Annotated in this window: 1 protein-coding gene; it reads right to left on the reverse strand. The window is 71.0% G+C overall.

Translation table 11 applies throughout. The annotated features are described in order from the left end of the window. Positions 1–13,072, reverse strand: a 13,072-nt coding sequence (locus tag ACGFI8_RS43040) for a hypothetical protein (protein WP_392813609.1), incomplete at its 3' end; no start/stop codon positions are given. Positions 13,073–13,088: the final 16 nt, after the last annotated feature.

Below are 13,088 nucleotides of genomic sequence, written 5' to 3' on the forward strand. Positions count from 1 at the left end.
CACCACGCCGCACATCAACCGGCAAACCCCCCACCCGCTGCCACACCTCATAACCACCATCCACCCCACGACGCCACCCACCAACCGACACCACATCGACAACCGCACCATCACTCACTTCGAGCGCGGAAGGCCCGGCATCCATCCGAGCGACCGGCCGGCTCGGCAATGCCGGCATGTAGTGGTTGCCATTGCGGACGAGGTAGATCGCCGACCCGGCTCCGAAAACGTGTTGGCGGCCGTTGCGGTCCACCACGACGATCTGCACTCCCAGGAACTGGGCGGCCATAGGGACATCAAACATCTGGTCGATGAGGAAACCGTTGTCTTCGGACAAGCCCGGCGCGCCGGCGAACTGACCGTGGATCAGCGCGCGCAGCGCGTCCGGGTCGTGGACGTCGATGCCGGCCAGTGCCGACGGCATCTGGGGCAGCTCGCGTGCGGCCCGCAGCACCGAGGCGAACCAACTGTCGTCGCCCGGCGGAGTCCACCGTGCGTACCGGCCGAGCCGTCCCAGCGCGGCCTGCTGTCCTGTATCGATCCGGTTCGGGTCCACCTCGTCGAAGTCCGGCGCCGGTCGCCGCAATCGCCTGCCGAACGCCGTCTCCACCTGGGAACGCAGGCCGTCGGCCACCAGTTCGGCCGACCCTGGGCCCTCGAAGAGCAGCGCGTCCGCCACGTCCTGCAGCCGGCCGAACGGCTCGCTCGGCAGCAGGAATCGCATCTGTTCGTGCAGGGAGATGCCCGACTCGATCGCCCGGCCCGGGTAATGCGAGGCGGCCGTCTCGTTGTCGGCGAGCCCGAAGGTGATCCGCCGGACGATCTGCGCGGCACGCTCACGCAGAGCGGCGCGCCCGTCCGGGCCGAGCTCGTCCAGCGCCCGATCACGCCGCACCGCGACAGATTCCTGAGACGGCGGGAAGTGCGCCGATGTCAGCGGCGTCGGCTCGTCGGACGTCGATGACTCAACGACGCCCCGCAGGCTGTCCAGACCGGGCCGGCGCCAGGCACCCTCGCGGGGAACGTCCGGGCGCGGGTCGTATGACGATCCGGCGTCGCTCGGAGCGCGCACCTCGTTGTCCGACTCCGTGTCGGTGTCCACGGTGCCCTCTTCCGGCCGATGGCCGGCAAATCGCCGCCGCAAGGACGCCATCCGGGAAAGTACCTCGTCGTGATCCGACTCGGCGAATGACCCGTCGCGTGGACGCGGGCGGCGCGACAGGACGCTGTGGGTGTCCGAGTCCGCGGGAGGTGACGGGGGCGGTGGAGCAGGATCCACCGATTCCACGGCATCTGCGAGCGCCCGGTCGTGGTCAGCGATCGCACCCCGGATCGCCTGCTCGAAGGTCTGCGATCGGCTCCACGATGTGCGGTAAAGCCCGTACAGCGCGACGTCGTCGATCCCGGCGCGGATCCGGTCCTCATCAAGCTGCCGGCCCTGCCAGCGCGCGGGATCCACCGGTTCACCGTCGGGGTCGACGGCGCTGGCCCGGTTCAGCTCGTCAAGGAGGATGCTGTACGCCGCGGGCGCGGTCAACGGTTCGCCGAAGTTGTCCAGCCGGAACACCCGGCCGGCGGGGTCGATGCTGTGCACCACCGGATCGCCGAACTGGTCGACGTCTTCGAGCTGGACGTGGCGACCCAGATCCCGGGCAACCTGCCGGGCCGTGTGCACATTGTCCAGCCCGGCCAAGGCGGTCTCCGGCGGAAGCGCCCTCGGCGTGGTGTGGCGTTCGTTGACCTCGCGGACCAGATCCCAGATCCTCGTCCAGGTCTCCGCCACGTCAGCCGGTTCCGCCCGATTCGGCCCGGCGAGCTGCAACTCCAGGTGTGGCAGGAGCGCCTGCTCGGCGTATACCCGCGTGGCGGCCGCCGGGTCGACTTCTTCCAGATGCTCGAACGCCCAGGCCCGCACCGCTTCGTACGCCCGGAACACTCGGCGACCCGGTTGGCTGGTCAACCTGATCGGCCCCGGCCGGTCGAGTTTGCGCTGGATGCGCCGGGCCACCTCGCGGGGGGTGCGGCGCACGTCGCCGATCTCCTTGCCGACGTTGATCAGCTGCTCATCGAGCGGGAACTCCTGCGACTGCCGGTCTGCGCGCGGCCAGGTCGCCGGATCGACGAACGCGGCCGCGGCGGCGTTGGCGGCCGCCGCCCGCGCCTGCAGCTCCACCAGTTCGTCGGCGAATATCTCCAGGAACACCGTTCCGGTGATCGGGTCGCTGTATTCGCGGCTCTGGTGCCGGGCGGGCAGCAGGGGGTTGTCCGTGTTCCGCTCCGCCGCCAGGCGCAGCACCACGTCCGCCTCGACCAGGAAAACCTCGCCCTGCTGCTTGATGTGTGTCTCGTTGCGGTAGTTGTCGCCAGCGGAGTTGTTCACCCCGCGCGGCGCCACCCGGCTGGCCGAAGTGCTCGCGTCGAAGGTGTCGGTTGCCCCTGCCTGGGTCGGGTTGGCCGGGTCGTTGAGATGGGTCTGCGCGGCCTGGTCGACGCCGCCCACGAACGAGGGGCGCAGCCGGTCGTGGTTCGAGAAGGCATTGGTGCCGGCCTGGTGTTTGGCATACCGGCCGGTGCCGGTGGCGTTGACGATCGGCGCCAGCACCCGCAGGTTGTACAGGTCGCCGGAGAGCCACATACTGACCCGGTTGCTGGAGTGGCCGGGGATGAACATGTTGTCGACCAGCAGGTACTCCCGGCCGGCCAGCGCCTTCGTCAGGTGATTGGTCAGATGGCTGCGGGACAGCAGCACCGGCAGCGAGATCGACGAACGGAACCCCGGGTCGCCCGCGACCGGGCCGAGCACCCTGGCCAGTAGTGCCTCGGCCGCCGGCAGCGCGTCGTCCACGAGCGCGGCGGTGATGTACGAATCGCCGGGCAGCCGGGGCAGCGCCGACAGGTCGATGACCGGGTCCGGCCCCTGCAGTGGCTGTGCCTCGGCCAGTCCGCGCGGCACCCGCAGGACCAGGTTGCCCGCACGGCGCACCACCACCGGTTCGGTGTGACCCGCCCAGCTGCGGTACCCGTGGACCAACGTGTTGTTCAACGGCCGGCTGACCATGTCCAGCCGGCGGACCGTCAGCCGAAATTCGGTGGCTATGTCGAACCGGTACTCGCCGGTCCAGTCGTACGCGGTCTGTTCCTCGGTGTTCTGGGTGGCGTGGGTGACGCCCTCGTGGTGACCGTCGGCGAAGTGCAGCTCGGGGCCCCCCGAGGTGTGGTGCGCGCCTGCCAGGCCGACCTTGGGGAGGGTCGAGGTATGGGTCGAGTCCCGCGACGTACCAGTGGTCTGCTCCGCGTAGGCGTGCCCGTAGTTCTCCAGGCCGGTGCCGCCGACGAAGTCCCTGACCGTCGGGGTGGAGGAGGTCAAAAGCTGCAGGTTCACCTCAACCACGTCGGTCAGCGTGTCGCCGATCGGGTTGACCAGGAAGAACGAGATCCCATGCGTGCCCAACATGTCCTCGAGCATCGACTGTTCCCGGCCGCCGGACATGATGCTCTGCAGGAGATCCAGGCCACCCGGTACCCGGCCGAACAACGACTGCCCACCGGGTACCACCTTGCGGTACCACACCTGGGTCTTGAGCTCGCGCATCCGTTGGGCCCAGTCCTCCTGCCGGACGCCCAGCAGGCCGGGTGCGGCCGCCTCCACCGCCTCGTACACAAGATCGAACATTCTGGATCTATCGTTGAACGTGAAGTCGTGTACGCCGCTGTGCCCGAGGGCGCGCGGCCCGGTCCGGGTCAGGTACGGCGCGGACCACAGGTCGTTCGGGGTCTCCAGCCCGGCCTTGATGAGGGCCGCCCGAAGCGCGTCCCGGTGCCCGTCCTCCACGGTTTCGGCGATGCCACCCGACCACGCCCGTAGAGCGGAGTCACCCGGTCCGTAGTCGTTCATCAGCCGGCGCAGAATCCGCTCGACCAGATTGTTGGACAGGGTCAGCTCGCCGTTCTGCCACCGGTCCAACGCGTTCTGAAGCTGCGCCAGGCTGATCGGCACGTGACCGTCGGCGTACGCGGCGAGTGCCTCCGGCTCGGCCAGCAGGTACACCATGGCCTTGCCGTCGACGGTGACGGTACTGTGCTCGGGCCGGGCCGATACGAGTTTGCCGCCCCGCTCTCGGATCCCCTGGACGACGAAATCGACCGTCGTGGCGAAGGCGTACGCCCGGTGGAAGTCCAGCTCGAGCAACTCCTTGCCGCCTGTACGGCTCATCGACTCGTTGCGGTTCCAGCCCCAGTGCACGCTTCGGTCGACCTCGCCGGTGATGTCGGTCAGCAAAGGAAGTCCCGGATTGCCGTGCAGTGCCAGGTCGAGCTGGTCCACGGTGATCCCGCGACCACGCGACGACGTGTGCGACGCCTGCGCCAGCCACAACTTGATCAGGCCGAGCGTGAACTGGTCCTTGGTCGCGCCGACAAAAGTGGACGCGCCCAGATCGGCAGAGACCGCGAGCGCGCCGTGCCGGTCGGCGACGAGCCCGGATTCGAAGAGCTGGTTGGTCTGCAACTGGTGACCCAGCGCCTCCTTCAGGAACGAGCGCTGCATGATCTGGCCGGCGAAGTTGTTGACCTCTTCATCGTTGGTCGCGCCAACGCCGGTCAGCTGAGGCTGCAGCGTGCGTGCCGCCTCCAGCAAGCCAGACGTGTCGAGGTGGTAGACGACGGCCTGGTCGATGACCTCGCGCGGGGTGGGGCTGCCGGCGGTTGCCGCCGGGCCGGCCTCGGCGATCCCGGTGTTCAGCAGCGGGACGAGATGGACGGTCACCTCGGCCCGCACCGGGTCGTCCTCGTTGCGCATCGTCGGCGTACCGTCGTCGTACTCGATGGTGGCGAAGTAGCTGGTGGGCAATACGAACTCGTCCACGTCGCCCGGATACTCCAGCAGTTCCGGCCGGTTGACCACGAACCCGACACCCTGGCTGGCGCCGACCGAGCGTTGGAACTCCACAGCGCCGCCGACGTTCTTCAACAGGCCAAGGCCGACGCTCGCCCCGGCGCCGGCGGCGAACGTCTGGCCGCCACCGGCCCGCATGCCGCCCGAGCCGGTCCCGATGGCCAGGTTCACCAGGTGGTATTCGCCGGTCCGGCGCCGGTAGTACTGCGAGTTGGGCGACTGCTCCGGGTCGGTCACCAGCCCCTGGGGCGGTGTGTACTCGGCGAGGTACTGGCGGGCGTTGATGGTGACCCGGGCGCTGCGCAACTTTCCGTTCGGCTCACGCACCGTCAGCGTGAACGGCAGCCCGTCCTGCAGGGACTGATCGAAGTGCGAATCGAGGCCGTCGCCGGAGACGAACTTCGTCACCACGTTCAGGTTCGCCAATTGCATGTTCTGCGTCACCTGGTCGTACACCGCTGTGGAATGGTGGAACGGCCGGTCGTCGTCCGGCGGCAGGAAGCCCCGCTCCCGAAGCTCGGTCATCACCCGGTTCCGCAGCCGCGTCACCGCCTCGTCGTCGACCCGGGCCAGGCCCATCCCGATACCCCGGCCGTCGTACACGTGCCTGGGCAGCACCCCGCCGGTAGCCCGCCTCCCGCCGGTGTCGCGCGTCGCGCCGGGCCGGTACGCAATCCGCCGCTGGTTCGGCTGTGTACCGTTCACCGCGCGGCTGTCGACCGGCAGCCCATGTGCGTAGGCCGCCGGCTCGGGCAGCCGCACCAGCGCGGTGCCATCCACCGAGTCGGTCAATGCAGGCCGGGCGGCCGGTCGTGCAACGGTCGACACGGTCGCCCAATGGCGCAGCGGCATCGTGTACCCGTTGGTGTGCCCGGTGTAGCGAGACACCAGCACCCACAGCCCCGTCCGACCGGCGTTCGTCGTGTCGCTGTTGGTCCAGGTCCAGCCCAGATGCGCGCTCACCGAGAAGCCGAACCCCAGCGACGATGCCAGGCCGACCCCGCCGCTGACCTGGGCGCTGCTCTCGTTCTTGACGCCGTGGCTGGCACTCTGCCCGACGATCGCGGTGCGTACCCGCTCCAGGTGCGACACATTGCTGGTGGCGCCGGCCCGCTGCGCCCGGGCGCTGCGGATGGTATGTACCCGCACCACCGCGACCGCCTGACCGTGCTGGTCGTGCAGAGTGATCCGATAGCCGTCGTGCTCGTTGATCGCCGTGCCCAGGTTGGCGTCCAGCTTCCACAGTTTCTGCCGCAGTTCCTCGCGCATCGGGCTGCCCAGCGGCATCGGGACGCCGCCGGCCTGTACCTGGTGGACGATGTTGTCGTACAGCTTGGGCAGCCCGGTCAGCCCGGAGGCGAAGTAGGTGTCCGGCAGCCGGGTTTGGTTGGCCTCGAACTCCGCCTCTCCCGGGGCGCCCGGACCCGGGTCATGGGCGATCACCTGCGGCCCGGCGTCGCCCAGGTAGTGGTCAGGGATGTAGACGAGCAACGGGTCCTGGTGCGCGCCGTCGCTCTTCCAGACCGGTGGAACGTCGTCCCAATCCAGCGCCGGGTCGCTGCGCATCTGCACGGTCCAGTTCGGCCGGTAGGCGATCAGCGTGGAGTCCACCCGGTTGGACTCCACCCGGCCGGACTCGGCATCCTTGAACTGCGACGTGGTCCAGGCCGACTCGTTGGCGGTACCGCCGATGCCCCCGCCGAACCTGCCCGCCTGAAGCACGCCCGGACCCACCCCGAATCCGAAGCCGACCGCGAGCCGGCCACGCAGCGAGGTGCCCTGCCCGGTGTGCGACTGGGAGACACCGCCGGTGTTGAACGTACCGTGGGTGTTCTCGTTGGCCCGGAACCGTCCCTGCGCATTCGTTTCCCGGCCCGCCTCGGCGTCCCGCGAGGGCCCGGGCGCCACCAGGTCGTACGAGCCGGCCGGGTTGGGGATGAACCGCGGGTCACTGGGCGCCATGGTGATCAGCAACTCGACACCGTCGAGGGTCACCGAGTGACCGCCGCCGGCCACCTGCCGGTAGTTGCCCAGCAGCCGCTGGCCCAGCTCATTGAGTTGCCGCTCGGCGATCGGCCGGCCGCGCGCGATGGCCGCCGCCCGTACCTGGCTCACCAGTTCGTCGACGTGTGGCAGGGTACCGCGCGGGATCCCGATCGAGTGCACGGTGGAATGGGCGGGCGGCAGCACCAGCGGGGGCCGCACCCGATCGATCGGCGGCTCACCGCCCGCACCGGGCCGGCCGCCGTCGGGGCCGCCCGGCTCCGGGTCGGTCGCGTATTCGAGCGAGTCCCGGTCGGTCGTGGGTTGGTGGTCGGTCGACTCATGGTCGGCCACACCCTCGGCAGACAGGTCGGAGACGTCACCGCCGGCCAGGTCGCTACTGTCCGACGGCGGTTCGAGAACCACCGCCGGGTGCACGTACGTCGCCAGTTCCAGCTGGACGGTCCGCGGACCGGGTACCCGGACCGTACCGGGGTGTGATCGTAGCGGTACCGTCGCCATCACGTGCCCGTTCGCGTCCACGACCAGGGTCAACGGCTGGCGTGGCGCGCGCTCGCCGGGGACCTGGTAGAGGTGCGGCGTCCCGTCCGGCCCGATGATCTCGACATCCACGCCGAACACGGCGGTCATCGTGCGAGCCAGCAGGTGCGGTGTCTCCGGGTACAGCACACCCGTCGGGGTGGCCAGCCGGGCCGCGAAGTCCAGCACGGCGGCCCGGCCGACCGTTGCGTCCGAGCGCTCTGCGGCGGTCAGCGGCGACTCGCCCGGCCGGCCCAGTTCGGCCCGGACCAGCGCGCCGAACGCCGATCGCAACGACGCGGCGGGTACATCCGCGATGTTGCCCAGCCGGACCGAACCGTGGCGACCCGCCAGTCGTAGCGCCTCGAACAGCGCGTTGCCGCCCGGCCGGGTCCAAACCGCGGCCAACCCCCGATCGCGGAGCGCGTCGGCCTGTTCCCGGTTGAGGATGTTGGGGTCGCCGGCCTGCTCGATGACGCCCGGCCAGCTGGTGTGCGGTGGTGCCAGGGTACGGTGCGTGTCGGACAGCGCGTCGCGCACCGCGGCGAGCGCGGTGTCCAAGGTGGCGTCCTCGCGCTGCGGAATGCCGCCGTTCTGGTCGACGGAGTCACTGCCGGCCAGCTGGGTACGCAGTCCGGCCGCCCACTGCTCGGGGTCCGGCAGCGGAAGGTTCTCGACGCCGGTGATGGTCGCGAGTGCCCGGCCCAGCTCGTCGAGTGAACCCGCGTCGTCCTGCACCGTGGTCGGGTCGTCCGGCAGGCCGGGTCGCAGCACCTGGGCCGGCTCCGCCGCCAGCACGGCCGGTACGAGGTCCCGCGGCACGGTCGCCAGCAACGTATCCGTGCTGTCCGCGACCAGCACCATCGGTGGCTCGGTGGAGTCCGGCCCGTATCGCACCTGGCTGCCGTCGGACCGGACCACGTCGACCGGGCGCCCAGCCAGCATCGCGGCCAGGTGCACCAGTACCTCGGCACCGGGCAAGGGTTGCCCGTCGTTGCCAGCCAGCCCCGCACGTACCGGCTCCGGTACGGCGTCGGCCGGCAGCCCGGCGGCGATCCACCCCGCGATCGCACCGTCGATCGCTTGGTCCACAATGGACACTCCGAGCATCGGCCAGCCGCCGTCGATCCGCTCGGCGAGCAGCATCCCGGCGATGCTGTCCGGCGACACCGTCGCGGCGCTCGTGGTCAGCGCCCGCATCCCGGGTACCCGGTGCAGGACCCCGCTGGACAGCACGGTACCGATCACGCCTCCCGGCTCGTCCGCGGCCACCGCGTGCAGCCCACGTCGGTCGAGGACGGATGCCGCCTCGGAGCTCAACTGCTGATCGTCCATCCGGCCCCAGGCGAGTGGCGGCGGATCCGCCACCGGGGTACCGGTTCCGGCCGGGGTGGCCCCCCCGAGCGTGCCGTATGACGACGGTCGGTTGGCTACCGGCTCATCGCCGGCCGACGATCGGTTGAACTGGGTGCTCAGTGCCGCCATGGCTGGGGACAGCCGCGGCAGGCTGCTCGGCGCCACGCCACGGTGGGTGACCAGCACCTGGTTGAAGCTGCCTACGGCCATCCGGGCTCGGCGCGGGTCCAGCACCCCGGCCAACGGCTCGTCGAACCGGTCAGGAGAGGGCGTCCTCCTGGTCGTCCGGATCACCCGGTGCGGCACACCGGCAGTGGTCGTCGAGCGCCGCGATCGCCGCTGGTCAGTCGGCGGCTGCGGCCTACGTACCGGCTGCGGCGTAGGCGGCGGTGTGTCGGCGTCGTCGACCACCGGCCGCGGGGTGTCGCCCGCCGGTCGGTCGGCCAACCTGTCCGCGGTCCGGGTGAAGGTGGTGATCGGTCGTCGGGTGACCACCCGGGAACCACCGCCGACGCCCGGGGTGGGCCGGGCGGTGCCCCACTGGCCGCCGCCGGTCGGTCGGCGGCCGTCCCCGAACGTGCCACCACCCCCGCTCGAATCATCGCTCGGGTGCAGTTGGATCTCGTGAGCGTCCGGGTCGTAGCGCAGCGAGCCGCGCGCGGTGGCCGGCGGCAGCACCAGATTGTTCAGCGGGTCCAGCGCCAGGCCGTCGATGTCCGGGCCGGAGGAGGCGGCGAAGGCGGCACGTTTGACGGCACCGGTACCCAGGTCCAGCTCCAGGACGTCGAGCTGGATCGCCTTGACCGGCAGGTCCTCGAGGTTGCCGGTGGTCTGGTTGAGCCGGTGAAAGGTGCGCGGCGGCGCGGGTGGTGCCGGAGTCCCGGACGGCGCGGTGTCCTCGGTCACGGTCGGCACCGGCCGCCACAACCCGGTGTCGGTGTCCCTTACCAGGGCCACACTCGTCTGGCCGGCGACCGTGCCCTCCAGACGGACGGTCGTGGCCGGGAAGCCGGGAATGACACCGGCGTGCCAGCCCGCTCGCGTACCGTCCAGCCGGTGGTACTGATAGATGCCGCCGGGGCCGCCCGGACCTGGTGCCACGTTCGGTGCACCGTGGTACGTGAGCAGATCGATCACGCCGTCCGGATCACGCCGCAACACCTGGTACCGGGTGCTGGCGGCCGATGCCGGCGCGGGGAGTGCCGAGCCGACCGGCCGGCCGTCCGCGTCCCGGTCCGGCGGGCTCGGCACGTGCCGGGTGTCCATCGGGACCACGTCCCAGCGACCGGTGCCCTCGTCGTAGGTGAGTACCCGTGCTCTCGGCTCTCCTACCGGCACCCGGCGGCCGTGCCGCCACGCGTAGCCACCCGGCTCGTACCCGCCGAGAGGCTTGGTCTCGTGGATGCGTTCCCGCGGATCCAGCACCTCCTTGGCGCTCAGCCCGGTCGTCCGGTCGACGGTGTAGTACTCGTACTGGACCGACCCCTCAACCTCCTCGATGTTGCTGGTGTCGGTGTTGGTCCTCGGGTTGATGCCCGCCGGCATCTCCGGTGCCTCGGACGTGCTGACGGGGTCGACGTCGAGGTCCGCCGCGGTACCCAGCCGCCGCCCGCCGGTCGGCCACCGGTGCTCGTCGTGTGCGGCCAAGGTGACCAGTTCCCGCCGTCCGGTCGCCAGTACGGTACGGAACAGTTGCCGCCCGGGCCGGGTGAGACGCGGCCGGGCCAGAGGCCGGCCCGGTGCGATCGGCTCGAGGGGCTCAAACATCCGCTGCCTGTGCGCCTGCGGTACCGGATCCGTTCTCGTGATGTCCTCGAGGGCTCTGGACAGCCGCCTGATTTCCAGGCGCAACGTGTGCACCTCGTGCCGGCCAGCGCGGTGGTGCTGCTCGGGAGCGAGGGTGAGGTCCATCGGCGGGCGGATGTGCAGTGGCCCGCCGTGCATCGTCTGCCACTCCCCATCGGACAGTCCGTCGAGGGGCGGCCCGCCGACTACCGGACGGGTGCCGGGCGGAGGAGGCGCTGTTGCGACCTCGTCACCGTCGACCGTCGCGGCCAGCCGGCGCACCGCGTTCGCCAGGATGGCGACGCGTTGCATCGCCGCCTCGGCGTCGTGGCCGTCCCACTCGCGATGCTGGTCGTCGGTCAGCGCCATCCGCGGGTGATCGACGTGGTCCATCGCGAGGTCCAGGTATACCTGACGCTCGGTGCGGATGTCGCGCGGAGAGCCGACCAGGTACATGGTGGCTCGCTGCTCCTCGTGCCCGAGCGCCTCCCGGGCCATCCTCAGCAGGACCGCTGGTGGTGTTGGTGGCTCCTCCCGGTGCGGGATGGGAACCTCGCGGTTCCACCGTTGCCGGGCGCCTTCCAGCGCCGCGTTGACGTGCTCCTCGCGCTCGGCGATGGTGGCGAACCGGCCCTCGGGCGCCGCGTCGAGCGCGGCCCGGGCGGCCTGCAGCGACCGCTGGGTCTCGGCGAGATCGCGCCGCCGGTTGAGGATGACCGTGATCCGCCGCTGTCGCAGGCTGCGCGACACCATGTCGGGCCTGATGCTCGCCTGCTCGGCCGCGGAGAGGTGGGTGCCGTCCCAGATCTGGCGCTCCCGTGGCGTCAGCGAATCCTCGCTGAAGGGACGCGGGCGCGGGGGACGGGGCCGGCTCTGCACATCCTGGGCCCCCTCGACCGTCGTCGGTGTGTCCGGTGGCGCCCACTCGACGGTCGTCGGTGTGTCCGCCCGTACCCCGTTCGGTGAATCCGGGCCGGGCTGCCGCCGCGACATGCCGAAGCGTGGATCGTTCGGCGTGTCCAGCTGGGCCCGGACGGGGCCGGCCGACTCGACCACCGGCGCGAATGCCTTGTCGACCACCCGGCCCGTGTCGTCGACGACGACCGCCCGGGTCGCCGCCACCGGCTCCAGGCCGTCCACTCCTTCGACGATCCGCCTGTCCGGCTCGGCCTGGACGTCCACCCGGACGATCGTCCCGTCGGCGAGGTGGTACAGGGCGAATCCGTGCCCGATCCCGGACCGGCGGCCGAGCAAGACGAACGCGGCCGCGCCCGGCCCCGCGTCGAACACCGCGCGGCGCAGGTCGTCCCAGGAGGGCACCCTGTTCCAGGTGGCCCCGGGTACCAGCGTGCCCTCCGGCCGGCCGGTACTCAGGGCCAGGTCATCGTGGACCCCGGTGGCCCGTACACCGGTGGGGTAGAGCCGGTCCTTCAGGGCGTCCAGCAACGCGACACAGTTGATCTGGTCGGTACCGGAGCCGACCGCGCGGACGGTGTCGCGCACCGCGTCCGCCAGCTGCAACCGGTTCAGCCGGGTCGGCCCGACCGGCCCCGCACCGGCCGGCGCCACCGGGCGCTCGACGCGAGGGGAGCGCCCGGCGGCGATGGTGTTCAACGCGGACAGGACGTCCTGGACGGACAGCGAGTCCGGCAGCATCCCGAACGATATGCCGGCCGCGTCCTGGGGGAGCAGGGCCGCCCGCAACGTCGCGAGGTCGATGAACGAGACCCCGTGGGGCTCACGCACCCCCAGATAGAGCGAGGTACCGGCGGCGCCGTCCACCGCGACCAGGCCGTGGGCGCCCGGTGCCGCCGACTGCATGCGGCGAAGCAGTTCGACGTACCCGTCGAGAACCTCGACCGGCACCGCGCCGACCGCCCCGACATCCTCCCGCTCGAATGCACCGCGCAGGCCGGTGGCCACCGGCCGTCGATGGTTCACCAGCGCGGCCGGCAGCCCGAGCTCGACACCCCCGTCACTGAACACGATCCGGCCGGGCGGATGCGGGTGCGCGGCGACGATCGACGCCACCTCGTCGTTGACTTCCGCGTAGGGCCGGGGTGCGCGGCTGGAGCGCGGCACCACGCGTACCACATCGCCCTGACCGGGAACGGTCATCTGCCCGTGCCGATCGAAATAGATCACCCGGTGCGGGGCCAACGGCAACGCCGCGCCGGGCTCGTCCGGGCGCAGGTCGGCCACCCAGGCCTGGACCGGAAGCCGAAGCAGATCGGCCTGCTCGCCCAGGCCGGAAAGGGTGAGGCGGCCCGGCGACCGCGGCAGGGTGTGCACCGTGCGGTCGAGCGCCTCGGGCGGCTGGCGGTCGAGAAAGCGCGACATCCGTGGCAGGTCCAGTGGGCCGGACCCGGGGTGGAACTGTGTGACACCGGGCAGCTGCGGCCCCGTGACGTCCACACTGGACTGTGGGCCCAGGTTCAGGGCCCAGCCGCCGGGCACCGGCACCACGCCGTCGCCGCAGATCTCCTTCAAGCGGCTGAGCATGGGGAGCGTCATGGCTGCCTCCATTGTG

This window comes from Dactylosporangium sp. NPDC048998 (assembly GCF_043197855.1).
Taxonomy (GTDB): Bacteria; Actinomycetota; Actinomycetes; order Mycobacteriales; family Micromonosporaceae; genus Dactylosporangium.